Below are 25,843 nucleotides of genomic sequence, written 5' to 3' on the forward strand. Positions count from 1 at the left end.
GTGCTCTGAAAAACACCTCCCGCGAGGCACGATCCGCCGATATGTTCACCGGATAGGCACGTCTGCGTACACTGGTCCCTATGACTTTCCCGAGCGACAGCGGTATCCAGCGGCTGGTCGGTGACGCCTTGGCGAGCCGGCCGACCTCCTGCGGACAACGCACCGAACGTGACGTCACTGCGGTGATCACCGTGGAGGACGACCTGCGCTACCTGCCACATACCTTGGGCGCAGTCCTCAGGCAGACCGTGCTGCCGTCGACCATCGTGATCGCCGATTGCGCCGGTCGGCTCGAGCGGTCGGTACAGACGGGCTTCGACATCGCCTGTGCCGACCCGGACCCGCTGGCGGGGGAACCGAGGTCGGAGCGGATTGCCGTGCAGCTGGTGCGCGTGACCCACGCTCGTTCCTTCGGCGATGCGGTGAAGAAGGCGCTGAGGGGTGCAAACGTCGATGCCACCACGAAGACGCTATGGCTGCTCCATGACGATTCGCGCCCGGCGGATGACCATTGCCTGGAGACCCTCCTCGATGCCAAGCGCAATACGCCGACCGCCGCGTTGCTGGGAGCCAAGCAATGTGACTGGGACGGCACGGCGCTGCATGACGTGGGTTCTTACGCCGCCAGGATGCGTACGGTCTCCCTGGTCGTGGACGGGGAACCGGACCAGGAGCAGTATGATGCCCGTACCGACGTGTTCTCGGTATCGCTGGCCGGCGCACTGGTCCCGGTCAACACCTTGGTGGCCGCCCATGGTATCGATGCGTGGTTCACGACCTTCGGGGAATCCGCTGATTTCTGTCGTCGCCTCTGTCGTGGCGGCCGGCGTGTCGTGGTGGTCCCCCAGGCGCGCATCGCCCACCGCCGTGCCCGTTTCGAAGGGGTCCGCACCAAGGACGGCAAACCTCTGGAGGAGTCCGAGGCCATCGATCCTGCCATGACGGTGATGGGGGCCGGCCAGAAGTATGCCTATACGGATGTCACGGCGGCTTGGTGGCCGCTCATGTGGCTCGCCAGCCTCTTCGTAGCCCTGGGCAAGGCGGTTGCGTTGCTGTTCCGCAAGATGCCGTACCGCGCATGGTGCATGTTGTGCATGCCGTGGATCGCCCTGGCCAATGTCCTCGGTGCCCTGGGACCGCGTCGGAGGGTCAGGATGGCGGGACCGGCCGGACGGGGCACGATGGGTGCGCTGAGGGCGGACCGTCGCCAGATCCGCCAGTGGAACGCCCGGCGTGATGCCTTTGACGACCAGCGGGACCACGTGGTGCTCGATCCCCTTGCCGCCGCACACCTGCGCCACCGCCTGGTGCGCCGATGGCTGGTTGCGGCAGTGGGCTCGTGCCTTGCATTTGCGCTGGTGTGTGCCATGTATTGGTCCATCCTGCGCTACAGCTTGACCGGAGCCTCACTCACTTCCGATCAACTCCTGCCCACGGATGCCACGTTCCGCCAGCTGGTCCAAAGCGCTACCACCCAATGGTTCTTCGGAGCCGGAACGGGCGTCGCCTTGCCGCCCACCCCATGGCTGCTGGTCCTGATGGGACTGTCCGTGCTTGCCGGGGGCCACGTATCCGTGGCCATGGCACTGTTCTTCTTCCTCTCTGCGCCGGCCAGCGTGCTCTCCTTCTGGGCGCTGGCAGGCGTGGTCACCCGATCCGACGTGATCCGTGTGCTTTCGGGGCTGCTCTGGTTTGCCATGTCATTGGCGTTCGGACTGTATGCCGAGGCGAACCTCGCGATGCTGACGGTCATGGTCTTCCTGCCCGCCGCCTTGGCGTTCTCCTTCAAGGCAGTGGGTCTCTACCGTACGGAGCAGCCGGTCAATCCCCGTTCCTCGGTACAGTCTGCAGCCTGGGCGGCACTGCTGTTCATCCCCGTGGTTGCTGCGGAACCCCAGATCCTGCTGGCACTGGTCGTGATCTTCTTCGCCTTCCTGGCGTTCGTGCGTCGCCACCGCCTGATGCTCCTGCTCATCCCATTCCCCGCCGCCTTCGCGCTGGCCCCCACCATCGTCAGTGCAGTGCGCCACGCCAAGGATGGCATGTGGCGGCAGTTGTTCGGTGATGTCATGGTTCCCGTGGAGTCGCGGAACGGCTCTCCGCGGATCATGGACCTGGCCGATGTGACACGGCAGGCATTCGGATTGGGGGAGGGTGGCACCTGGCCCTCCGGTGGTTCCCACGTTCTCGTGGCGGTGTTGCTTCTGGCGGGGACCGGGCTCCTGGTGGTCTTGGCCCTGCTGGCCTTGGTCCGTCCGACCGTCTTCCGCGCCTGCCGCATCCTGTGGACGGTTGCGATATGCGGTATGTTGCTGGCAGTGCTTTCCGGGGCGGTAGTGGTCGCAGTCATGCCCTACGGGGCAGCTTCCGGATCGGTGCTCCCCGGCGTGTCCCTGGCGGCCTGTGGCCTGATAGCCAGTGTAGGGCTGACCGCTGGTGCAAGCGTCACGCCATTCAGCCAGCTGGCAACAGGGCATTCGCATCGTTTCTCCTGGGCAGTGGCAGCCCGTGCCGTGGTAAGCCTGGCACTCGCATGCCTCACCTTGGTCGCGTGTGCGTTCGGCTACGGCATTGCCGAGAGCGGGCATGTCGCAATCACCGGCAGCGGACTGCCGATGGTGGCACAGGACTATCTGGAACAGGACCCTGATCGACGTGTGCTGGCCGTGGCGGCCCGTGACGCGGACAGCGTCGACTACGCGGTGATGAGGACCGGCAGGGGAGACCTCCTGGACGATTCCCCTGCCTATCGCGTGAGCTGCGCCTATGGCTTGCAGGAGGGCACCGACGACCAGGCCATCGGGCGGGTGGCCGCAGAGCTGCTTGCCGCCAGCGACAACGAGGCCATCTCGGAATTGGCCGATTTGGGCTTCGGCGGCATCTACGTGGTCACGCGTCCCTCGGAAGGCATCAGTGCCAAGGTCAGTGAACAGCTCCTGGCCAACATCACTTCCTCACAAGGTACCCAGGCCGTGGTCAGCAACGAACAAGGCACATACTACCGACTGACCTCGCAACCGGTCGCCCAGCAGCACATCGATGCCGCCGGTCAGTCGGCTGCGCAGCACAGCCCATGGCGCACCGCATGGCTGTGGTGTCTGGGCATCATGGTCGTGTTGTACTGCATCGTGGCCGTGCCCCGGGTCACCACCACCAAGGAGGAACAGGAATGAGCAATGACCGGATGGAGTCCCCACGCAGCCGTGGCAGGGTGATTGCCGGAACCATTGCGTCGGCCGTCGTGGTCGTGGCGTTCCTGGGCGCCCTTGTCATGATCCCCACCGAGGACCTTGCGGCAGACGCTCCCGCCTCCGATGACACACAGGTGGTCCAGGAAACCAGCCCGCGCCAGATCGACATGGTGTGTCCGTCTCAGATGGAACTCGCCGATGCGGATTCCTATGGCGATGAGGAATTCCGGGCCTCTGCCGGCAACCTGGCATCCTCTGCGCGGTTCGCCGCCTTCGGATCGATCTTTCACTCCCAGGTGAGCGAACTTGCCGATGCAGACGCAGTGGATGCCGTGGTGCTCAGCGGTCCCCAGGACCGGCAGGCTGGGCAGTCGGCCCTCATCGCATCCCGGAAAGGCGTCACGTCGCCCCTGCTGTTCGACACGCGTGTCCTCAAGGCACAACAGGGGACCGGGGCCACCGGCGCGGTGGCATCATGGGCCACCGAGGGTGACCTGCCGGGCATGGCAGCCGCCGGATGCATCGCCACTGGCTTGACCCAGTCCTTCCTGGTGCCTTCCACCCAGACGGGCAACACCCAGCAACTGGTCATGGCGAATCCGACCGACAAGGCCACGACGGTCACGCTGTCCGCATGGGACAGCAAGGGCAAGAACGTTGCGCTGGCGACGAACAGCGTCGTCTCCATTGCGCCCAACAGCCAGGAATCGGTGATGTTGCAAGCGGCTGCGCCGGATCTCAAGTCCCTCTATGTGACCGTGTCCAGCCAAGGGACACCCGTTGCCGCCATGATCCGTTCCGTCAGCGCCAAGGGCCTGACCGCCTTGGGCAATGATTACGTCATGCCGGTTTCCGGTGCTGCCGCCGCCCAGGCCATGGTCCTCGGGAAGGGGGCGGACCAGGAGGTGTCCCTCCTGACGCGCGCCGAGCAGGATGACCGTATCGAGGTTTCATGGATGACCGGGCACGGCCTGGTCAAGGCGACCACGATCGACGTCCCTGCCGGTTCCATCGCCGAGACCCAGTTGTCGGACCGTCCCGAGGATGCCATCGCCCTGTACGTGCAGGGCCGTACGCCGTTCCGTGCTTGTGCACGCGTGGAGGCGACACACGGGCAGCAGCATGATTTCGCCTTGGTGCAGGCATCCGCGGGCAGTGCGCAATCGGCATTGGCCATTCCTCCGTCCACCACGGCAGCGCTGACGGTGGCGAATATGTCCTCACAGGGAACCGACATCGAATTGCGCGGGTACGACGCCAAGGGCGATCTCACGGGAAGCCAGCGGATCGAGTTGGACGCCGATTGCGCACGCAATGTCGACCTCGAGGCCATGGGAGAGGGAACCGTTGCCATCGAGACCGACTCCGGACAGGCAGGCGTGGTATGGGGCGCTTTCCTTGGCAATGACCAGGTCGATGATGCCGACGTGGCAGCCGTGGCATACGTTCCGTCGACGGCATTGGACATCCCCAAGCAGACCGTATCCGCCCGACGCAACCCGGCCATCGTGCAGTGAGTCACCGTCCCCAATCGGGATCGATCTCGTCGGGGCGACGGCCATAGAGCTGGGCGATGCAATCGACCAGCTCATCGCGGATGGCATATTGCAGTTCCACGCGGTCGCGTGCCGCCGTCTGTAGCGGCAGACGGTACAGCACTACGCGTGGCGCCATCCCGTGGGATCCGGGGAAGGCGTGGGAACATGGCCTGGCACGTTCCTCCCAGGGTGCCGGTGCAGAGGGCGGTACGTCCTCGACTGCGAACTGCACAGGCCTGACATAGTTGGGCCATGCCTGGGAGAGCCGCTTGATCTGGGCAATCACCATGTCGTCGAACATCCCGCTGCGTGTACGGTAACGGGGGATCCTCGTGCCGAACATCGGAGTACGCTGCCCGCGACCATGGCGGTTGCGATATACTGGTGCATTCCATGGGGGTTGAAGCATGCCTCCACTGTAGAGCAACCGCATGGCAACATCGGAGTGCGAGGGAGGATTGATGCAGGAACCCACGATCCAGCGATTCGACCAGGTCGATCTAGACGGGCTCTGTGCCCGGATGGGGCTCATGGCATTCGATTTGGATGGCACCCTGGCCCAATCGAAGAAGCCTATGCACCCCGACATGGCGCACATGTTGTCGCGGCTCACGACGCTTGTCCCCGTGGCCATCGTGTCCGGCGGCACCATGGCGTTGGTGGAAAGCCAGATCACGGATGTGCTGGGGCCTGAGGCGGACCGTGCCAACATGCACCTCATGCCCACCACCGGTACACGGTACTACCGTTGGGACGGACACGGCTGGGTGAAGGTCTATGAATACGACATCAATCCCCGGGACCGGCAGGAGGCCATGGCACTGCTGGAGCGCCGTGCCCGCGAACAGGGAATCTGGGAGGAGCGGACCTGGGGCGAGCGGATCGAGGACCGCGGCAGCCAGATCACCTTCTCCGCCTTGGGGCAGCATGCGCCCGTCGAGGCCAAGGAACGGTGGGATCCCGGGAACGTGAAGAAGAACCGTCTCACCCAGAGCCTGCAGGCCGATCTGCCCCATCTGCAGGTGCGTTCGGGGGGCTTGACCAGCGTGGACATCTCGGAACGCGGCCGGGACAAGTCCTTTGCGATGCGCCAATTGGCAGACGCCCTGCACCTCCCGATGCAGTCCATCGTGTTCGTGGGGGATCGCATGGACCCCGACGGCAATGACTATCCTGCCGCCAAGGCGGGGGTGACCGCCATCGAGGTGAGATGCCCCGCCGATACCTTGCTGTTGGGGGAGGGCATCATCGCACGGCTCGAACGGGCCCGTCGCCCATGACCTTCCGGGATGCCTGCCGGGAACTGGCCTGTGCCGTGCGTGATTTGTGCTTTCCTCGGGGGTGCGCAGCCTGTGACATGCCGGATGAGGTGCTCTGTGCGCGTTGCCGTGGACTGCTGGCCAATCCGCAGTTCTTCGCGCTGCCCGACAGCGTGCTGGGTTGGGGCATGGCATGCGGGAGGTATGGAGGTGCATTGCGACGTGCCATATTGGGATGGAAGGACCACGGTGACGTGGAATGCGACATCCCCTTTGCCGAGGCCCTGGGGCAGGCGGTGGATGCCTTGGTCCGGAGTGGTTGCCTCGAACGGGATCGCGCCTACACGGTGGTTCCCGTGCCGTCCTCGCCGCGCTCGGTGCGCCGGCGGGGGCGGCGGCAGTGCGTGCCACTGGCGATTGCCGTGGCGGACCGGCTTGCCGATTACGGCGTTGCGGCCGAAGCCGTGGACCTGCTGCGGATACGGGGCATACGTCTCAAATCCGTCCAAGTAACGACAGCCGCACAGCGTCACCATCGTGTCGCAGGGCACGTGCAGGTGGACGAGGAAGCCTTGCGGTCGCTCAAGGGGCATGTCATCCTCATCGACGACATCGTGACCTCGGGGGCAACCATGCGTACCTGTACGGCCCTGTTGGATGCGCACGGCGCGTCGGTATGGACGGCAATGGCCCTGGTGCATACGCCACCGCGTGGGGCAGTGCACCAAGGCCATTGCGATACGTTCACTGCAGATGTCTCATCGGCAGCCTGATCTCGAAATCGACTCCTCGGGGATCATCCACCACCTGGACAGTGCCACCATGGAGCTGGGCGGCCCATCGGGCGATGGACAGTCCAAGGCCGGTGCCACCCGATTCGGTACCGGGCCCCGATTCCCCCCGGACGAACCTGCGGAAGATGTCCTGGCGGACCTCCTCCGGGATGTGGGAGCCGAAATTGACCACGTTGACGACGGCATGGCCGTCCTCAACATCGGTATGGGCCTCCACCAGGACGGATGACCCATCGCGCGAATGCTTGAGCGCATTGGCAATGATGTTGGTGAAGAGCTGGCGCAGCCGGTTCTCGTCACCCTCGATGACGATGCCGTCGGGCACCCGCGTCTCGATGGTGTGGTCGTGTCCGGCGTCGGCGTATTCCAGTGGACGGATGGTGTCATTGAGGAATGCCGCCAGTTCGATGTCGGCAATCTCGAGGCTCGCGGCACCTGCCTCGATCCTCGACAGGTCAAGGAGGAAGGAGATGAGGTCGCTCAGGCGGTGCGTCTGTGCGAGGATGCTTTCCATGTTCGCCGGAGTGGGGTCCACGACACCGTCCGCCATGTTCTCCACCATGGCCTGGAGCGCCGCGACGGGGGTGCGAAGCTCATGGCTGACGTTCGCGATCATGTCACGACGCATCTGGTCCTCATGTTCCAGTTCGTCGGCCATCTCGTTGAAGGAGTGCGCCAGCTGGCCGATCTCGTCGTGGCTGGTCTTGTTGAGATGCACGCGAGCCCCGTAGTCACCCTCCGCCATGGCTTGGGCCGCGTTGCGCATCTGCACCAAGGGGCGCGAGAGCCCCCGCGAGGTGACATAGGTGAACGTCATCGTGGCGATGATGGTGATGGGCAGGGAGAGCCATCCGTTGATGCCTCCCTTCACCAGGAGCCACGCTAGGAGGAAGGCCAATACGGTCGAGACGACGATCAGGATGCTCAGTTCGCCACGTAGCGTCCGTAACACGCCGAAGGGGCGTTTGCCGTCCTTCACGGACGGCTCACGCCCCTTCGGGGTCTTTTCGTATGGGGTGTCCGTCATGGCTGTTCCGGGGGCTCAAATGCGTAGCCGACGCCATGCACGGTCCTGATCGTCGAGGAACCGAGCTTATGGCGAAGCGCCTTGACATGGGAATCGACGGTGCGGGTGCCGGAGGCATCCACCCAGTCCCAGACATCCTCCAGGAGCTGTTCGCGCGTAAGCACGGAACGTGGCTTGCATGCCAGCGTGTTGAGCAGGTCGAACTCTGTGGGGGTCAGGTGGACGGACTCGCCTCGCAAGGTGACCTTGCGGGTGGCCGGGTCGATGACCAGGGATCCGAAGTCGAGCACCTTCTCGTTCTCGCTGGTCTGGGCGATGACCCTGGCCCGCTCCACGCGGCGGAGGAGCGCCTTGCAGCGGGCGATGAGCTCGCGCATGGAGAAGGGCTTGGTCATGTAGTCGTCGGCGCCTGCGCCCAGCCCCACGAGCACATCGGCCTCGTCGTCACGGGCGGTGAGCATCAGTACCGGGACAGGACGCTCGGCGATGATGCGCTTGGTGGCCTCAAGACCGTCCATGCCGGGCAGCATCACGTCCATGACCACGAGGTCGGGGCGCATCTGGGCGGCCGCCTTCACCGCGGTGATGCCGTCCGACGCCACCTTGGCAATCCATCCTTCCGCGTTGAGCCGCTGGGAGACGGCTATCGCCAAGGTGGGCTCATCCTCCACGACCAATATCTTGTACTGCGACGCAGCACCTTTGCTTTCGGCTGCCATGGCTTGTCGTGCCTCCCTTGCTCAGTCCTGCGGCACCAGGAAGACGACGCCCAGCGCGGGCACCGTGATGCGCGTGGACCAGTCACGGGAGTGGTAGGCGCCGGCATCGGCCTGGATGTCCGTGTTGTGGATGTCCGAGCCGCCGTACTTGGCGTCGTCGGTGGTCAGCACTTCCTTCCACCGGCCGCCCTTGGGCAGCGGCACCTGGTAATCCTGCCAGGCGCTGCCGGAGAAGTTGGCCACGACGACCATCTGCTCGCCGTCCTTGCCGATGCGTTCGAAGCTGAGCGTGTTGTGGTCGGAGTCGTCGCTGGTCAGCCACTGGAAGCCGTCCGGCGTGAAGTCCTGGCTCCAGAGGGCCGGGGAGGCCTTGTACAGGGCATTGAGGTCGCTGACCAGGTCCTGTACGCCGCGGTGGTCGGGCCAGTTCAGGCAATCCCAGTCGAGCTGTCCGTTGTAGTCCCATTCCCCGTACTGGGCAAGCTCGTTGCCCATGAAGGAGAGGTTCTTCCCGGGATGCGCCCACTGGTACGCGAACAGCAGACGTACGCCGGCATACCGCTGCCAGTCGTCGCCCGGCATCTTGCCGAAGAGCGAGCCCTTGCCGTACACCACCTCGTCATGGCTGATGGGCAGTACATAGTGCTCGGAATAGGCGTACACCATGGAGAAGGTGATCTCGTCGTGGTGCCACTTGCGGTTGATCGGCTGCTCGTGCAGGTACTCGAGGGTGTCGTGCATCCAGCCCATGTTCCACTTGAGTCCGTAGCCCAGGCCTCCCTGGTCGGTGGGTGCCGTGACGCCGGGGTAGGCGGTGGATTCCTCGGCGATCATCATGATGCCGGGGTTGTTCTTGTACGCCGTGGCGTTGGCTTCCTTGATGAAGTCGATTGCCTCGAGGTTCTCGCGGCCGCCGAACTTGTTGGGATGCCACTGGCCGGCATCGCGGCTGTAGTCGAGGTAGAGCATGGAGGACACCGCGTCCACCCGCAAGCCGTCGACGTGGTACTCGTCAAGCCAGAAGCAGGCATTTGCCACGAGGAAGTTGCGCACTTCGCGACGGCCGAAGTTGAAGATGTACGTGCCCCAGTCGGGATGCTCGCCGCGCAGCGGGTCCGGGTCCTCGTACAGCGGGGTGCCGTCGAAGCGACCCAGGGCGAAGGCATCCTTGGGGAAGTGGGCGGGCACCCAATCCATGATGACGCCGATGCCGGCCTCGTGCATGCGGTCGACGAGATACTTGAAGTCGTCCGGGCCGCCCAGACGTGAATCCACCCCGTAGTAGCCGGTGACCTGGTATCCCCAGGAGCCGGCGAAGGGATACTCGGCCAGGGGCATGAATTCCACGTGGGTATAGCCCAGCTTCTGCACATAGGGCACCAGCTGGTCGGCCAGCTCGCGGTAGTTGTGCACGTCCTTGCGCCAGCTGTTGGCGTGCACTTCGTAGATGCTTACCGGGCCCTGGTGGGGGTCGCGCTGTGCGCGTCGTGCCATCCAGTCGGCATCCTCCCATTCGTGCGTGGAATCGACGACGATCGACCCCGTGCGCGGGGGAATCTCGTGGGAGCGCTCCATGGGATCGGCCTTCATCTCCCAGTTGTTGTAGGCGTTGAGGATGTGGAACTTGTAGATCTCGCCGGGCTGCACGCCCGGGATGAACAGTTCCCAGACGCCGGAGGAACCCAGCTCGCGCATCGCATACTCGGTGCCGTCCCAGTGGTTGAAGTCGCCCACGACACGTACCGCGTGGGCATTGGGGGCCCATACAGTGAAGGCGGTGCCGATGACCTGCTGCCCGGGGGTGCCGTCGTTGCCGCCCATGGGGTCGTCATATCGCTTGACGCGCGCGCCCATGGCCTCCCAGAGACGCTCGTGGCGTCCCTCGCCGAAGAGGTAGAGGTCCATGTCGCCGACCGTGGGAAGGTAGCGGTAGGGGTCGTCGCCGACCCGGACCGAACCGTCCTCGTTCTCGGTGCGGATACGGTAGGAGGGGACCGTCGGACCGTCCTTGCCGGCGACGGCGGGTACGACCGCGACGAAGATGCCGTTGTGTTCGGGGACCGCCTCGGTCTCGCCGTCGGCGGTGATGATGCCGACCGACTTGGCGTGGGGGCGCAGCACGCGGATGGTGACGCTATCGGCGTATTGCCCCTCGCTGAGATGTGCACCGAGAATCTGGTGCGGATTGTAGAATGCCGCCTTGCTTACGGCGTCCAGTTGGTCATCGTTGACGGGGACGATGGCTTGCATGTCGAATGTAGAGTTTGTCATGTATTGAGGATAAGCACTTTTTCGTAAGACCGGGTGCGTTTTGGACAAAATTTCTCCAGTTTTTTGACAAAACACACCAAGTCCATCCGAAGTGGCATAATCAATAGGGTTTTTTGGTTATTCTCACGGAGGATTCATGGGATATCAAGTCGGCGATATGGTCGTATATCCGCGCCACGGCGCGGCAAAAGTGCAGGCGGTCACTGAGCGTACGGTCAAGGGCGTGACCCGTGAATACCTCAAGCTGTCCGTCCTTTCCTCGGACGACCTGGAGATCTTCGTCCCGGTCGACAATGTCCAGCAGGTCGGCGTGCGTGACATCGTCGATGGCGACGAGGTCGCCAAGGTCTTCGAGATCCTGCGCACCCCCATCATCGAGAAGGAGATGAACTGGTCGCGCCGCTACAAGCTGAACGTGGAGAAGATCGCCACCGGTGACGTGAACAAGATCGCCGAGGTGGTCCGTGACCTTGCACAGCGCGACGTGGATGAGCATGGTCTGTCCGCCGGCGAGAAGCGCATGCTCACCAAGGCCAGGAGCATCCTGACTTCCGAGATCGCCCTGTCCGAAAAGCTCGAGGAAGAGGAGGCGCAGCGACTGCTCGACGTCAACCTGGGATATGCCGACCCGCAGCCCGGGGACAAGGACCACCATACCCAGGCCCCGAAGGAGGCGGCCTCCGCCACGCTCGCCCGCATCGAGGCCGAGGGCAAGAAGTCCAAGAAGAAATAAGCGCCATGGACAACCGTTTGTCGACGGGCCTGGGATTCGACGCGCATCGGTTCGCCTCGGATTCCCGGCCCCTTTTTCTTGCCACGCTGCAATGGGAGGGGCAGGGCATCGAGGGGGACTCGGACGGCGACGTCGTCGTGCACGCCCTGATTGATGCGTGCTGCGCAGCCGCGGACCTGGGGGACATCGGCTCCCTGTTCGGCGTGGGGCCGCAGTCGTTGGGCAGCGGCATGCGCGGCGATGCCATGCTGTCCACCGTGGCGGACATGCTGCGCTCCCGCGGCTGCACGCTGCGCAGCGCCTCGGTCGTAGTGGTGGGCAACCGGCCGAAGGTGGGGCCGCGGCGGGTCGAGGCCCAGCAGGCCCTGGGATCCATCCTGCACTGTCCGGTATCGCTGACCGCCACGACCACCGACGGCATGGGATTCACCGGCCATGGCGAAGGCATCGCCGCCATGGCCAACGTCCTCATGGACGTCGCGCGGACCTGAGGGGGTGGGCTTCCTCAGCGCCGATGCCCGTGCATCGTCTGCCACGCCTTCGCCGATGCCCAGAACAGGGTGGACAGGGTGACGATCACGAAGCTCGGGGGCGCCGGGAACATGGTGGACAGCACCAGGCCGCCCCAGATCGACACCAGGCACAGCGCCGTCGACAGGAGGATGGCGCGCAGGGGAGTGCTGGTCAGCATGGTGGCGGTGGCGGCCGGTGTGACCACGAGCGCGAAGATCAGCAGCGTTCCCACGGCCGGTACCGCGATGGTGATCACTCCGGCAAGGATTGCCAGGAACAGCACGTTCATGAGGGATACGGGGACGCCCTTGGCGCGGGCGACCTGTTCATCCAACGAACTGAACAGAAGCGGACGATAGACAGCGGCGATGGCGAGCAGCACCAGGACGTCGAAGATGGCGAAGCCGACGATCTGGTCCTTGGTGACCGTCAGGATGGAACCGAAGAGGATCGCCTGCAGCTGCTGCGAAGCCGACGAGGACATGCGGGCGAAGAACAGGCCCAATCCGGTGGCGAAGGCCAGGACGGTGCCCGTCGCGATCTCGCGTTCCGAAGCGCGTTTCCCCAATGAGGCGATGACCAAGGCCCCTGCCAAGGCGAAACCGGCCATGCCGAAGAAGACCGGCAGCCCGATGAGCACCGCACCGGTGGCACCCGGCAGTGCAATGTGCGCCAGGGCATGGGCGGCGAAGGTGGAGCTGCGTGCCAGGGTGAAGTAACCGATCACTCCCGCGGCGCAGGCGATGCACAATCCGGCGAGGAACGCGTTCGCCATGAACGGTGCGGTGAGGGTCTCCATCCATTGGGGATCGTAGGTGAATGGCTGCATGGTCCTGCTTACCTGCCTGTCTGTGTGTGCGTGTGATGCGTGGTCGTATGCTTCGCGTGCTGGTGGCTGCGTGCCAGCTCCCGGGTGTCGTGCATGTCCCGGATGCCGGGGTCGAGGTCATCCAGGCCGGGCATGACGAACATGTCGCCCTGGGGGGTGGTGACCACCTGCACCTCGGTGCCGTAGAGATGGGTGAGGAGCTTGGAGTCCAGCACCTCGTTGAGGCGTGCGTAATGCGGGTGGCCGTCGAGAAGGTAGACGGCGCCCGTGAGGATGGGCAGGAGCATGTTGAGGTCGTGTGCGACGACCTGGATGGTCATGCCCAGTTCCCGGTTGAGCTTGCGCAGGATGTGCACGGTCGTTCGCTGGCTCGCGAGGTCCAGGTTCGCCAGGGGCTCGTCCAGCATGAGCAGTTCGGGGTCGCTCACCAGGGCCTGTGCGATGGCGACGCGCTGGCGAAGGCCGCCGGAAAGCTCGGACAGGCGCAAGTGCGCCTTGTCGCTGATGCCGATGAACTCCATGGCCTCGAGCGCCTTGGAACGCTGGGCGCGGGAGACCAAGTGGAACCCGAACCGGGTTCCCGTCAGCCCCAGGAGCACCGACTGTTCCGCAGTGAGACTCGAATCGATCTCGGACGTGTAGCTTTGGGGCACGTACCCGATCCTGCCGTTGGTGGTGCCGGGGGCGCCACCCAGCACCGTCATGGTTCCATGGGACAGGGGGATGAGCCCGAGTTCGGCTTGGAGCAGCGTGGTCTTGCCGGCGCCGTTGGTGCCCACGATTGCGGTGACCGTACCGCGGGGGATGGTGAAGGTCCCGTGGCTCCAGATGGTGGTGTCGCCGCGCTGGATGGCGATGTCGTCACATATGATGCAGGGTTCGTTCGTTGTTCCCAATGCATGGCTCCTTGGATGTGTTGGCCTTCAGTCAGCTGCCGGAGTGCGGTGCATCGGCCAGCTGCGGTTTGGCAATTGCTATTGACAGTCATTCTCGTCAACGAGATGCGCGTGGCAATCCGTCGCCGGGGAACGGATTGCCAAATGAGGTCATGCGTCGTTGTCGTCCGGGTCCGACGCCCCGGTGGTGCTTGGCGAGGCTGCCTGGCCGCTCACGCTGTCCCCGTCCTCGACGGCGTCGCTGATGCGCGTAAAGAGCCGTTCGATCCAGTCGGTCAGGTCCTTGCAATCGCCTGGCATCTGTTCGGTCACCTCTACGATGGGGACGTCGTGTGCCTTCGCCGCAGAGGTCAGGGTGTCATTGGCCACGTCAGGGGCCTGGGGATTGCTGACAAGCAGGTCGGGTCTGTCGTCCGCGAGCAACGCCACGAAGGACTTGAGGGCGGTATCCGAGGGGTCTTCCCCGTTCGCCGCGGATTGCCGGTAGGCTGCGGGCGTCGTGTCCTTGAACCCGATGTCGCTCATGAGGTAGTAGGCCACGTCTTCCGTGGCGGCATAGGTCAGGCCGGCATGCTCCTTGCCGAACTTGTGCATCCGGTCCTCGAGCGACTGCTCCTTCTGTTTCCAAGTGGCGAGATTGCCTTCGAAGAGCTCCTGGCGGGACCGGTCGGCGCGGGTGAAGGCCTCCGCCAGCTCCTTCGCCACGGCGAAGCGGGCATCCCGGGAGAACCACAGGTGCGGATTGTCGCCATCCATGGCGCCCACGACCTGGCTGGCCGAGATGATGGTGGCGGAGGAAGGCACGTGCCGCGTCGCCCAGTCGTCGTAGCCTGCGCCGTTGACGAGGACGATGGCCGCTTCGTCCAATGCCTTGATGTCCTGGGAGTCGGGCTCGAATCCGTGGGCGTCGCCCGACCCGGAAGAGAGGAGCGACGTGACCTGCACCGCACTGCCTCCGATCTGTTCGGCCAGGGATCCCCATTGGTTCAGGGTGGCCACCACCTTGATAGGCGAGGGTGATGTCGGGCTCGGGGCGGTCGATGCATCGTCGCCGGGCTCGCTGGCGAGGGAGCATCCTTCCAGTCCCCCCAGGGCCGCGATGCAAAGGCAGGCCGCCACTGCGGCCCTGATACGGTTGCTCATTCCTGTGAGCGTCATGCTTGTTCCTCCTGACGGTGCCGGCAGCAGCCGTGGAATGTGGTACCGCGAGATGTTCGCCTTGCCGTACCATACGTGATGGAAGCGTACCGGAACGTGGAAAGGGTGTTCCAGATGGCAATCATACTCGACGGCAAGGGGCTCGCTGAGAGCGTCAGGCGCGACTTGGCGCAACGGGTGTCACGTCTGCGCGCGATGGGCGTCACGCCGGGCCTGGGGACGGTCTTGGTCGGACAGGACCCCGGGTCGATGAAATACGTGGCCGGCAAGCACCGTGACTGCGAGCAGGTGGGCATAGCTTCCATCCGCCACGAGCTGCCGGCGGATGCGACCCAGGAGGAGATCCTGGACGTGGTTCGCGCACTCAATGCCGATGACGCATGCACCGGCTATATCGTGCAGTTGCCGTTGCCGCGCGGAGTGGACCAGCATGCGGTGATCGACGCCATCGACCCAGCCAAGGACGCCGACGGCATGCATCCGACCAACCTCGGGCAACTGGTGCTGCACGTCGACGGGGAACCACGGACGCCGCTGCCGTGCACGCCGCGTGGCGTGCTGGTCCTGCTGCGCCATTACGGCATCGAACTGGACGGGGCGGACGTGTGCGTACTGGGCCGCGGCATCACCATCGGGCGCACCATGGGGCTCATGCTGGGGCGCCGCGACGTGAATGCCACGGTGACGCAATGCCACACTGGCACCAAGGACATGGTCGACTACGTGCGTCGGGCCGACGTGGTGATTGCAGCAGTGGGAAGAGCCGGATTCGTGACGCCGTCGATGGTCGGGGACGACGCGGTGCTGGTGGACGTGGGCGTCTCCCGGGTGGCCGATCCGGACACGGGACGCATGCGTGTGCGTGGCGACGTCGATCCTGCCTGCCATTCCAAGGTGCGGGCATACTCGCCGAATCCCGGCGGGGTAGGTCCCATGACGCGTGCCATGCTGCTGGCCAATGTCGTTGAGATGGCGGAGCGGAAGGCCGGTCTGTCGGCATGACGCCAATTCGACACGCCAACGACTTGACATTGCGCAATGACCACCTCTTGGGATACGATGTTCCCTTGATTGCGGGCATTGTGCCCGCTGATAACTGAACAACGATATTATCCACCCAACTATTCGTAAGAACCACATTTACATGGCAGAGAACAATAAGGAAGTCGAAAAGGTCGCCATCAACGACATCGGCACCGTCGACGACTTCATCAAGGCAGTCGATTCCACCATCAAGAACTTCGACGATGGTGACCTGGTCGAGGGCGTGGTCGTCAAGGTCGACCGCGACGAGGTCCTCCTCGACATCGGCTACAAGACTGAGGGTGTCATTCCCTCCCGTGAGCTTTCCATCAAGAAGGACGTCGATCCCGACGAGGTCGTCAAGGTCGGCGACACCATCGAGGCGCTTGTCGTCACCAAGGAAGACAAGGAAGGCCGTCTGATCCTGTCCAAGAAGCGCGCCCAATACGAGCGCGCCTGGGGCGACATCGAGAAGATCAAGGAAGACGACGGCGTCGTCGAAGGCACCGTCATCGAAGCCGTCAAGGGCGGCCTCATCGTCGACATCGGCCTGCGTGGCTTCCTGCCGGCTTCCCTGGTCGAGATGCGTCGCGTCCGCGACCTGTCCCCGTACATCGGCCAGAAGATCAAGGCCAAGATCCTCGAGCTCGACAAGAACCGCAACAACGTGGTCCTGTCCCGTCGCCAGTACCTCGAGGAGACCCAGTCCGAGGTGCGCGAGACCTTCCTGTCGCAGCTCAAGAAGGGCCAGATCCGCGAGGGCGTCGTGTCCTCCATCGTCAACTTCGGCGCCTTCGTCGACCTTGGTGGCGTGGACGGCCTGATCCACGTGTCCGAGCTCTCCTGGAAGCACATCGACCACCCATCCGAGGTCGTCAAGGTCGGCGACAAGGTCACCGTCGAGGTGCTCGATGTCGATCTGGACCGCGAGCGCATCTCCCTGTCGCTCAAGGCCACCCAGGAGGATCCGTGGCAGCGCTTCGCCCGCACCCACGTGCCAGGCCAGATCGTGCGTGGCAAGGTCACCAAGATCGTCCAGTTCGGTGTCTTCATCTCCGTGGAGGACGGCATCGAGGGCCTGGTGCACATCTCCGAGCTTGCCAATCGCCACGTCGAGAACCCCGAGACCGTCGTCAAGCCGGGCGAGGAGGTCTTCGTCAAGGTCATCGACGTCGACCTCGACCGTCGCCGCATCTCCCTGTCCCTCAAGCAGGCCAACGACTCCGTCGACCCGGCTTCCGAGGACTTCGACCCGGCACTTTACGGCATGCCGGCCGAGTACGACGACGAGGGCAACTACAAGTACCCGGAAGGCTTCGACCCGAACACCAACGAGTGGATCGCCGGATACGAGAAGCAGCGCGAGGAGTGGGAGAACCAGTATGCGGCCGCCCACGACCTGTGGGAGCAGCACAAGGAGTTCGTGGCCAAGGAGCTGGAGAACGCCGAAGCTTCCGCAGCCGAGGATGGCCAGGGTTCCCGCCGCGAGGAGAAGGTCGAGGAAGTCTCCAACTATTCCTCCGAGTCCGACTCCAACGGCACCCTCGCCGACTCCGACCAGCTGGCTGCCCTGCGCGAGCAGCTGCTCAGCGAGAAGAAGTGATCTTACGTCACTGACCTTGGCATGAAATGACATGCCATTGGGGAAGGGGCGGCCGTGGCCATGTGGCCACGGCCGCCCCTTCCCCATAATGCGCCTTCGGCTCTGCGCATGGACGCATGGCATATACTGGGCCGCATGACCATGAGACGTATTGGACTGACAGGTGGCATTGCCGCGGGCAAGAGCACCGTGGCGTCGCGGATGGCTGCACAGGGTGCGCAGGTCATCGACTACGACAAGCTCACCCGCATGTTGCAGGAGCCGCAGTCGCCCGCGATCCTGCGGTTGGCTGCGAGGTTCGGCGACGACATCCTGGACGCGGAGGGGGGCGTGGACCGTGTCGCCCTGGGCAGGCATGTCTTCGGCCAGGACGACCGCGGTCGGGCGTTGGCGGACCTCAACGCCATCATGCATCCCCTGGTCTATCGGATGGCCGAACGGGAAGAGCGGCGAATCCTCTCCGACGGACGTCCCCACGTCGTCGTGCATGACGTGCCCTTGCTTGCCCAAGTGATCGATGGGCTTCCCTTCCGCTTCGACCATGTCGTCACGGTAGTGGCGCCTGTCGATGTGCGGGTCCGCCGCCTGGTCGAGACGAGGGGAATGGACCGGTCGACGGCGCTGGTACGCGTCCGGGAGCAGGGAGACGAGGAATCCCGTCTGGCCATTGCGGACCATGTCATCGATTCGGACCGTCCAATGGAACAGATGTTCGAAACGGTTGATATGCTGGTTGATTCATGGATCAGGGAGATGGAATAGACATGGGAGACATCGTTCGCATCGACAAACCCTTCGTGGTCAAATCACCGTACAGTCCTTCGGGTGACCAGCCCAAGGCAATCGAGGAACTCGCCACCCGCATCGAGAATGGCGAGAACGACGTGGTGCTCATGGGCGCCACCGGCACCGGCAAGACGGCGACCACCGCATGGCTGGTCGAACGCCTGCAGCGCCCCACCCTCATCATCGAGCCCAACAAGACGCTGGCGGCCCAGCTGTGCGCGGAATTCCGCGAGCTCATGCCGGACAACGCAGTGAGTTATTTCGTCTCGTACTACGACTATTACCAGCCCGAGGCATACATACCCCAGACGGATACCTACATCGAGAAGGATTCGAACATCAACGATGATGTCGAGCGACTCCGTCACGCCGCCACTGCCAACCTGCTCACCCGGCGCGATTGCGTGGTGATCGCCACTGTCTCCTGCATCTACGGCCTGGGCACCCCCGAGGAGTATGCAGGACGCATGCTCTTCCTCAAGCAGGGCCAGCAGATCGACCGCGACAGGCTCCTGCGCCTGTTCGTGGACATGCAGTACAAGCGCAACGACATCGCCTTCGCGCGCGGAACCTTCCGGGTGCGCGGCGACACGGTGGAGATCATTCCCGTCTACGAGGAGCTGGCCATCCGCATCGAGTTCTTCGGCGATGAGATCGACCGCATCTCCACCTTGCATCCCCTGACCGGCGACGTCGTGGGCGAGGAGAGCGAGGTCCACATCTTCCCGGCGTCGCATTACGTGGCGGGCCCCGAACGCATGGCCAAGGCCCTGGCGTCCATCCAGGAGGAACTCGATCATCGGGTCGCCGAACTGCGCCAGCAGGGCAAGGAACTCGAGGCGCAGCGCCTCAGCATGCGGACCACCTACGACCTGGAGATGCTCTCCCAGGTCGGTGTCTGCTCCGGCGTGGAGAACTACTCGAGGCATTTCGACGGGCGCGCCCCCGGCACGCCTCCCCACACGCTCCTGGATTTCTTCCCCGATGATTTCCTGCTCGTCATCGACGAATCGCATGCCACGGTGCCGCAGATCGGGGCGATGTACGAAGGGGACGCCAGCCGCAAGCGGACCTTGGTCGAGCATGGGTTCCGCCTGCCCTCTGCTATGGACAACCGACCGCTCAAGTGGCCTGAGTTCCTGGAGCGCACCGGGCAGACCGTGTACCTTTCAGCGACCCCGGGAGACTATGAGCTGGGCCTGTCGGACGGGGTGGTCGAACAGATCATCCGTCCTACCGGATTGGTCGACCCCAAAGTGGAGGTACGCCCCGTGGAAGGACAGGTCGACGACCTGCTCGCGGAGATCAAGGACCGCGTCGACCGCGGTGAGCGCACCTTGGTGACCACCCTGACCAAGAAAATGGCCGAGGACCTCACCGACTACCTGCTTGAGCGTGGCATCAAGGTGGAGTACCTCCATTCCGACGTGGACACCCTGCGCCGTGTCGAGCTGCTGCGTGAACTGCGCGAGGGGAAGATCGACGTGATCGTCGGCATCAACCTGCTGCGCGAAGGCCTCGACCTGCCCGAGGTCTCCCTGGTGGCGATCCTGGATGCGGACAAGGAAGGGTTCCTGCGTTCCTATCGGTCGCTCATCCAGACCATCGGCCGCGCCGCCCGCAACGTGGACGGCACCGTCCTCATGTATGCGGATACGGTGACTGCCGCAATGGAGCAGGCCATCTCGGAGACCGACCGTCGCCGCGACATCCAGATCGCCTACAACAAGGAGCATGGCATCGACCCCAAGCCGCTCATCAAGAAGATCAGCGACGTCAACGACATGCTTGCCAAGGAGGACGTGGACACGAAGGAACTCCTGGAGGGCGGCTATCGCAATGCAGGCAAGGCCGGCAACAGCCACTTGGGCGTCCCCGTCACCAGCGATGCCGACATGGACCGTCGTCATGAGGAAATCCTCAAGGCAGGATTGCCTGCCCAGGACCTTGCAGGGCTGATCCGGGAGCTCAGCGACCAGATGCATACCGCCGCCGAGCAACTCCAGTTCGAGCTGGCCGCCCGACTGCGTGACGAGATCAGGGACCTGAAGAAGGAACTGCGGGCCATGACCCAAGCCCAGGAGTGAGGGGCGCACTTGACGGTCATGCCGTCTGCGCGCGCCCGTAAGCTGGGGGTTTATGGCAGAGACACCCCTTGCATTCATGATCGGCACGTTCGTCGTGCTCGGCATCTTTTTCATCGTGGACCTGTTTGTGCTGGGTCGTCGCCCCCATGTCCCCTCCACCAAGGAATGCGTCCAGCACATCGCCTTCTTCGTGGCCATGGCCCTCGTCTTCGGGGCACTCATCTGGTGGGTGGCAGGGACACGGCCGGCCATCGAGTTCTACTCGGGCTGGCTCACCGAATATTCCCTGAGCATCGACAACCTCTTCGTGTTCGTCATCATCATGTCGAACTTCGCAGTGCCCCGCCAGCTGCAGAAATTCGTGCTGTCGGTCGGCATCACCATAGCACTGGTGCTGCGTGGCATCTTCATCCTCGTCGGTGCTGCGCTGATCGAACGGTTCACCTGGGTGTTCTTCCTGTTCGGCGCCTTCCTCATCTACACTGCCGTCAAGGTCGCCAGGGGAGAGGACGACGATGAGGAATTCCACGAGAACGGGCTGATCCGGCTCCTGCGCCGCGTGACCCGCATCACCAATGACTACGACGGAGAGCGGCTGCGCACCACCAAGGACGGCGTGAAGTACTGGACACCCATGCTCATCGTCTTCCTGACCATCGGTACCACCGACGTCATGTTCGCCTTCGACTCCATCCCCGCCATTTTCGGGCTCACCAAGGATCCCTTCATCGTCTTCACCTCGAACATCTTCGCGCTGCTCGGCCTGCAGCAGCTCTACTTCCTTCTGGGTGCCCTCCTCGACAAGCTGGTCTACCTGCCGGCCGGCCTGTCCATCGTACTGGGCTTCATCGGCATCAAGCTCATCATGGAGGCCCTCCACGGCAATACCTTGCCCTTCCTCAACGGCGGACGTCCCATCAGCGCCGTCCCGGAGATCCCCACGTGGCTCTCGCTGGCCGTCATCGTGGTTGCAATCGGAGGTGCTGCGCTCGCCAGCTTGATCAAGATGCGCAAGGTGGATGCATCCTCCGCGCAGTCTCGCTGACCATCAGGGAGAACATAGCGGGATCAATGTTTGTTAGCGCTCACAAAAAAACGCCGGAGCGGCTTGCGTGATGGAGGTATTGCGGTAAGCTGGGTGATGGCATTCGCGGGGTTGCCCGCGGAGTGACAACAGAAAGAACAGGTAGGCATACATGCGTAAAGCCAAGATCGTAGACACCATCGGTCCCGCCACCGAATCGCTCGAGAATCTCACGAAGCTCGTCGAGGCGGGCATGGACGTGGTTCGACTGAACCGCTCGCACGGAACCCCTGAGGATCACCTGCGCGTATACAACAACGTGCGCCAGGCCTCCAAGGCCACCGGCCGTAACGTCGCAGTGCTGGTCGACCTGCAGGGCCCGAAGATCCGTTGCGGCTGGTTCAAGAAGAACGCCGAAGGCGAGGACAAGGTCCAGCTGAAGGAAGGCCAGGAGTTTATCATCACCACTGATGACGTCGAAGGCGACGAACACATCACTTCCACCACCTTCAAGGGGCTTCCGGGCGACTGCCATCCGGGCGACCCCATCCTGATCGACGACGGCAAGGTGCGTCTCGAGGTCACCAAGGTCGAGGGCAACAACGTGTACACCAAGGTCGTCGTGGCGGGCCCCGTGTCCAGCCACAAGGGCATCAACCTGCCGGGCGTGGCGGTTTCCCTGCCGGCCCTGACCGAGAAGGACGAGCAGGACCTGCGTTGGGCGATCCAGACCGGCGCCGACATCATCGCCATGTCCTTCGTGCGCTTTGCCACCGACATCGACCGCGCGCATGAGATCATGGACGAAGAGGGGCGCCGCATCCCGATCGTGGCCAAGATCGAGAAGCCGCAGGCCGTGGAGAACCTCGAGGACATCGTCAAGGTGTTCGACGGCATCATGGTTGCCCGTGGCGACATGGCCGTCGAAATGCCCTTCGAAGAGGTGCCGCTGGTCACCAAGCGCTGCATCGAGCTCTCCCGCCAGTACGCCAAGCCCGTGATCGTGGCCACCGAAGTGCTCGGCTCCATGGTGCATTCCCCGGTGCCGAGCCGCGCCGAGGCCTCCGACTGCGCCAACGCGGTCCTGGACGGCGCCGACGCCACCATGACCTCCAACGAGACCGCCGTCGGCGAATACCCGACCGAGACCGTGCTCACCATGTCCCGCATCTCGGGTTATGCGACCGAGCATGGCTTCGACCGCATCCCCAAGCTCAAGGACCTCGACATGTCCAGCACCGGTGCCGTGTCTTCCGCTGCGGTCGATCTGGCCGACAAGCTCAACGCCAAGGCCATCGTGGCTTACACGCAGACCGGTTCCACCGTGCATCGCGTGTCCCGCGAGCGTCCGGCCACGCCGATCTACGGCCTGACCACCAACGAGCACACCTACCACTGGCTCGCGCTGAGCTGGGGCACCGAAGGCATCCTGCTCGACGAGGACTACCATGACATGTCCCGCAAGGACCTCATGATCTTCACCGACAAGGTCTTGCGCGAAGCCGGCAAGGTGTCCAACGGCGACAAGATCGTGGTGCTCAGCTCTGCACAGGGCGACCACCAGCCCGGCCGCACCGATTCCATATACGTGCACACCGTCGGCGCCTGCGACTGAACGCAAACCTGCCAATGGTAGCACAATCCCGCGGGGGCGGGACAGGTCCATTAGGACCTGTCCCGCCCCGCGGGATTGTGGGTCGCGTATCCTATTCTAGGATGCATCGACGTCCCACCCATGACAAGGAGCTGCAAATGACCAGGATCCACACAAGCGCTGACGAACTCATCGGAGACACGCCCCTGCTGGACATGCGCGTCATCGAGCACGAGGAAGGCCTCGACGCCTCCGTCCTCGCCAAACTCGAATATCTCAATCCCACGGGGTCGGTGAAAGACCGCGCCGCCCGTGCCATCATCGACGCTGCCGAACATGACGGGACGCTCCGTCCGGGCGGCACCGTCATCGAGGCGACATCCGGCAACACGGGCATCGGCCTGTCGAGCGTAGGTGCGGCACGAGGCTACCGGGTCATCATCGTCATGCCCGACTCGATGAGCGTCGAACGGCAACGCCTCATGAAGGCCTACGGGGCCGAGCTGGTGCTCACCCCGGGCGCAGAAGGCATGAAGGGTGCCATCGCGAAGATGAATGAGCTGCACGAACAGATCGAAGGCAGTGTCATCGCGGGTCAGTTCGACAACCCCGCCAACGTGCAGGCCCACTATGGCACCACCGGGCCCGAGATCTGGCGTGACACCGACGGCAACGTGGACTACCTGGTGGCCGGCGTGGGCACGGGCGGCACTCTCACCGGTACCGCACGCTACCTCAAGGAGCGCAATCCCGACCTCACCGTGGTCGCCGTCGAACCGGCCGGGTCGCCGGTGCTGTCCCAGGGCCGTGCCGGCAAGCATGCGATCCAGGGCATCGGTGCAGGATTCGTGCCGTCCATCCTCGACCGCACCCTCATCGACGAAATCATGACGGTGACGGACGGCGATGCCATGGCGACGGCGCGCATGGTGGGGCAGGAGGAAGGGATCCTCGTAGGCATCTCCTCCGGAGCGGCCATGTGGGCCGCCATCCAGGTCGCCAAGCGTCCCGAAGCCGCCGGCAAGACCATCGTCGTTGTCCTGCCTGACAGCGGGGACCGCTACCTGTCCACCGCACTGTTCGCCGACTGATTCGCGCCGGCCGTGCTTTCGGCCTCCAGGCGCCATGGCCAAGAAAGGCATTCTCCATGAGCAAACCGTACGTCTCTCCGCAGATTTCCTCCGGAAGACAGTCCTCCGGGCGACCGACGGTCCTGCGTCGGCATGGCGTGGAGGGCATCGGCATCCTGCGCCGCAGGCTGCGGGGCTTGGATGACATGCTCGGCGCCTACCAGAAGCGTGACCCCGCGGCTCGCTCCAAGATCGAGATTCTCTTGCTCTATCCCGGAGTCCACGCTACGCTGCTGCACCGTGCCAGTCACAGTCTCTGGATGCACGGGTTGCGGTTCACCGCGCGTCTCCTGTCACAGGTCGGCCGTCACCTGACCGGCATCGAAATCCACCCAGGCGCACGGATCGGCGCCCGGCTGGTGATTGACCACGGCATGGGCATCGTGATCGGCGAGACGGCCGAGATCGGCGACGACGTCCTGATGTACCACGGAGTCACGCTTGGAGGGACCGCCAAGGGGCATGGCAAGCGTCATCCCACCGTAGGGAACAACGTGCTTCTGGGGTGCGGCAGTACGGTGCTTGGCCCTGTCACCATCGGTGACGGGGCGCAGGTGGGGGCCGGTGCAGTCGTGCTGCACGACGTGCCGGCCGGACAGACGGCGGTCGGCGTACCCTCGCATCTGCGCCATAGGTGACAGGGGATACGCGCAAGGAATTGCGCAATGGGAGACCGTGTACTATACTCACACGTGGCGCATGGAAGCATGCGACGCCCCTGTATCCCAATTGGTAGAGGAAGCAGCCTCAAAATCTGCGCAGTGTGGGTTCGAGTCCCACCGGGGGCACCCGACGACAGGGGTCCTGCCACCGCGGTGGCAGGACCCCTGTCTTTGTACCGTATCCATTGACCTGTTCGCTGACCGCACGGAAACGCCAGTTCCAGCCGTCCCCGTGCCGTCTTCGATACAATGGTGCCCAGCATGTGCTGAAGGAAGGAGAACCATGACCAAGGAAACCTACCGTCGCTTCGATCCGTGGCGTGCCACCCCGGTCAACGAGGAATCCAGGGAAACGGTATTGGCGAGCCATTATTTCAATGTCGACCGCGTGGCGTTCGAATCGCGTGAAATCGGGCATTTCGAGCGGCTGATACTGCACAAGAACAACGGCGACTCCGTCGGGGTGATCGGCCTGACCGCCGACGGCAGGATCCCACTGATCGAACAATACCGCATCCCGGTACACCGGTGGACCCTGGAGATCCCCGCCGGCCATGCCATCCATCCGGGCGAGCGTCCCATGGACGTGGCGCAACGCAAGCTCGCCGAGGAAGTGGGATACCGTGCAGGCTACCTCACCCAGTTCTGCCGCTTCATCAACACCCCCAGCTATTCCACCCAGTACACTGCCCTGTTCTTCGCCAACGACCTGGTCCCCGTGGACCAGGAGGGCGATGATGCCCTGCTGTCCTCGGTGCGTTATTTCACGCCGGAAGAGGCATACAAGCTAGTGGTCAACGGGACCATCCTGGATGCCAAGTCCATCATTGCCATCCAACGGCTCTATGAGTCGCCCAACCACCTGATTGCTGACACGCCTGCGACGGAATGAGCATCCAGGCAGGGGAACACGGCCATCGTCGCCGTGTTTCCCTGCTGTTATACTTCACTGTGGAAAGAACACGCGCTCCCATACGCGTGCACGGAGGACCCCATATCAGGAAGC

General features: G+C 63.9%; 22 protein-coding genes and 1 tRNA gene. 16 read left to right on the plus strand and 7 right to left on the minus strand.

Annotated features, from left to right (window positions below; genetic code table 11):
* Positions 1 to 80 precede the first annotated feature (80 nt).
* Both BCUN_RS01500 and BCUN_RS01505 read left to right on the plus strand, forming a co-directional pair.
* Positions 81 to 3,173 carry a glycosyltransferase family 2 protein gene (locus BCUN_RS01500; RefSeq protein ID WP_033515500.1) on the plus strand — a complete coding sequence of 1,031 codons (3,093 nt, stop codon included), beginning with the start codon at positions 81 to 83 and terminating at the stop codon, positions 3,171 to 3,173.
* A complete protein-coding gene (locus tag BCUN_RS01505; protein WP_033515502.1) occupies positions 3,170 to 4,708 on the plus strand; it encodes a DUF5719 family protein in 1,539 nt (512 codons plus the stop codon). The genes BCUN_RS01500 and BCUN_RS01505 overlap by 4 nt, the downstream gene beginning before the upstream one ends.
* Before the next feature lies 1 nt (position 4,709).
* Here the strand turns inward: BCUN_RS01505 and BCUN_RS01510 are convergent, their stop codons facing one another.
* Positions 4,710 to 5,138: a metallopeptidase family protein gene (locus tag BCUN_RS01510; protein ID WP_081895462.1), complete on the minus strand. Its 429-nt coding sequence runs from the start codon at positions 5,136 to 5,138 to the stop codon at positions 4,710 to 4,712.
* Between the two features lie 52 nt (positions 5,139 to 5,190).
* Here BCUN_RS01510 and BCUN_RS01515 point away from each other — a divergent pair, with 52 nt between their 5' ends.
* Complete coding sequence (locus BCUN_RS01515) at positions 5,191 to 6,009, plus strand: HAD-IIB family hydrolase (RefSeq protein ID WP_033515506.1); 819 nt, start codon at positions 5,191 to 5,193, stop codon at positions 6,007 to 6,009.
* Between the two features lie 77 nt (positions 6,010 to 6,086).
* A complete protein-coding gene (locus tag BCUN_RS01520) occupies positions 6,087 to 6,761 on the plus strand; it encodes a ComF family protein (RefSeq protein ID WP_160257623.1) in 675 nt (224 codons plus the stop codon).
* On the opposite strand, the gene BCUN_RS01525 is transcribed toward BCUN_RS01520, so the two are convergent.
* Genes BCUN_RS01525 through glgB form a run of 3 tightly spaced genes read right to left on the minus strand, consistent with a single transcriptional unit; the run spans position 6,733 to position 10,799 of the window.
* Positions 6,733 to 7,809, minus strand: coding sequence for a sensor histidine kinase (locus BCUN_RS01525; protein WP_033515508.1), 1,077 nt, complete (start codon positions 7,807 to 7,809; stop codon positions 6,733 to 6,735). The two genes, BCUN_RS01520 and BCUN_RS01525, sit on opposite strands and share 29 nt — an antisense overlap.
* On the minus strand, positions 7,806 to 8,528 hold the full coding sequence (locus BCUN_RS01530) for a response regulator transcription factor (RefSeq protein WP_033515510.1): 723 nt from the start codon (positions 8,526 to 8,528) through the stop codon (positions 7,806 to 7,808). The genes BCUN_RS01525 and BCUN_RS01530 overlap by 4 nt, the downstream gene beginning before the upstream one ends.
* Before the next feature lie 21 nt (positions 8,529 to 8,549).
* A complete protein-coding gene (gene glgB / locus BCUN_RS01535) occupies positions 8,550 to 10,799 on the minus strand; it encodes a 1,4-alpha-glucan branching protein GlgB (protein WP_033515512.1) in 2,250 nt (749 codons plus the stop codon).
* A 136-nt stretch (positions 10,800 to 10,935) separates the two neighbouring features.
* On the opposite strand from glgB, the gene BCUN_RS01540 reads away from it, so the two are divergent.
* Together BCUN_RS01540 and ispF are read left to right on the plus strand one after the other, a co-directional pair.
* Entirely contained in the window at positions 10,936 to 11,532 is a 597-nt protein-coding gene (locus BCUN_RS01540; RefSeq protein ID WP_033515514.1) for a CarD family transcriptional regulator, read from the plus strand.
* A gap of 5 nt (positions 11,533 to 11,537) precedes the next feature.
* Positions 11,538 to 12,023: a 2-C-methyl-D-erythritol 2,4-cyclodiphosphate synthase gene (gene ispF, locus BCUN_RS01545; RefSeq protein WP_033515517.1), complete on the plus strand. Its 486-nt coding sequence runs from the start codon at positions 11,538 to 11,540 to the stop codon at positions 12,021 to 12,023.
* Positions 12,024 to 12,037: 14 nt separating this feature from the next.
* Here the strand turns inward: ispF and BCUN_RS01550 are convergent, their stop codons facing one another.
* The 3 genes from BCUN_RS01550 to BCUN_RS01560 form a co-directional block, all read right to left on the minus strand.
* A complete protein-coding gene (locus BCUN_RS01550; protein ID WP_033515519.1) occupies positions 12,038 to 12,874 on the minus strand; it encodes a metal ABC transporter permease in 837 nt (278 codons plus the stop codon).
* 8 nt (positions 12,875 to 12,882) lie between these two features.
* Positions 12,883 to 13,770, minus strand: a complete 888-nt coding sequence (locus BCUN_RS01555) for a metal ABC transporter ATP-binding protein (RefSeq protein ID WP_051920453.1) — start codon at positions 13,768 to 13,770, stop codon at positions 12,883 to 12,885.
* Between the two features lie 150 nt (positions 13,771 to 13,920).
* Complete coding sequence (locus tag BCUN_RS01560; protein WP_051920455.1) at positions 13,921 to 14,928, minus strand: metal ABC transporter solute-binding protein, Zn/Mn family; 1,008 nt, start codon at positions 14,926 to 14,928, stop codon at positions 13,921 to 13,923.
* A gap of 114 nt (positions 14,929 to 15,042) precedes the next feature.
* Here BCUN_RS01560 and BCUN_RS01565 point away from each other — a divergent pair, with 114 nt between their 5' ends.
* From BCUN_RS01565 to BCUN_RS01610, 10 genes are all read left to right on the plus strand, one after another.
* Positions 15,043 to 15,930: a bifunctional methylenetetrahydrofolate dehydrogenase/methenyltetrahydrofolate cyclohydrolase gene (locus tag BCUN_RS01565; protein WP_033515522.1), complete on the plus strand. Its 888-nt coding sequence runs from the start codon at positions 15,043 to 15,045 to the stop codon at positions 15,928 to 15,930.
* A gap of 142 nt (positions 15,931 to 16,072) precedes the next feature.
* Positions 16,073 to 17,554 (plus strand): 30S ribosomal protein S1, encoded by a 1,482-nt coding sequence (gene rpsA / locus BCUN_RS01570; RefSeq protein ID WP_033515524.1) that lies wholly within the window; start codon positions 16,073 to 16,075, stop codon positions 17,552 to 17,554.
* A gap of 141 nt (positions 17,555 to 17,695) precedes the next feature.
* Positions 17,696 to 18,316 carry a dephospho-CoA kinase gene (gene coaE / locus BCUN_RS01575; RefSeq protein ID WP_033517968.1) on the plus strand — a complete coding sequence of 207 codons (621 nt, stop codon included), beginning with the start codon at positions 17,696 to 17,698 and terminating at the stop codon, positions 18,314 to 18,316.
* A 2-nt stretch (positions 18,317 to 18,318) separates the two neighbouring features.
* On the plus strand, positions 18,319 to 20,427 hold the full coding sequence (gene uvrB, locus BCUN_RS01580) for an excinuclease ABC subunit UvrB (protein WP_033517966.1): 2,109 nt from the start codon (positions 18,319 to 18,321) through the stop codon (positions 20,425 to 20,427).
* 52 nt (positions 20,428 to 20,479) lie between these two features.
* On the plus strand, positions 20,480 to 21,472 hold the full coding sequence (locus BCUN_RS01585) for a TerC family protein (RefSeq protein ID WP_033517964.1): 993 nt from the start codon (positions 20,480 to 20,482) through the stop codon (positions 21,470 to 21,472).
* Between the two features lie 151 nt (positions 21,473 to 21,623).
* On the plus strand, positions 21,624 to 23,066 hold the full coding sequence (gene pyk, locus BCUN_RS01590; RefSeq protein ID WP_033517962.1) for a pyruvate kinase: 1,443 nt from the start codon (positions 21,624 to 21,626) through the stop codon (positions 23,064 to 23,066).
* Positions 23,067 to 23,203: 137 nt separating this feature from the next.
* The gene (cysK, locus tag BCUN_RS01595) at positions 23,204 to 24,136 is read left to right on the plus strand and encodes a cysteine synthase A (protein WP_033517958.1); all 933 of its coding nucleotides are present in this window, start codon (positions 23,204 to 23,206) and stop codon (positions 24,134 to 24,136) included.
* A gap of 56 nt (positions 24,137 to 24,192) precedes the next feature.
* Positions 24,193 to 24,813, plus strand: coding sequence for a serine O-acetyltransferase EpsC (gene epsC / locus BCUN_RS01600; RefSeq protein ID WP_238552287.1), 621 nt, complete (start codon positions 24,193 to 24,195; stop codon positions 24,811 to 24,813).
* A gap of 76 nt (positions 24,814 to 24,889) precedes the next feature.
* A tRNA-Leu gene (locus tag BCUN_RS01605) sits at positions 24,890 to 24,963 on the plus strand.
* A gap of 157 nt (positions 24,964 to 25,120) precedes the next feature.
* Positions 25,121 to 25,729 (plus strand): NUDIX domain-containing protein, encoded by a 609-nt coding sequence (locus BCUN_RS01610; protein WP_033517498.1) that lies wholly within the window; start codon positions 25,121 to 25,123, stop codon positions 25,727 to 25,729.
* The last annotated feature ends 114 nt before the right edge of the window (positions 25,730 to 25,843 follow it).

Source organism: Bifidobacterium cuniculi, from assembly GCF_000741575.1.
In the GTDB taxonomy this organism is placed as follows: domain Bacteria; phylum Actinomycetota; class Actinomycetes; order Actinomycetales; family Bifidobacteriaceae; genus Bifidobacterium; species Bifidobacterium cuniculi.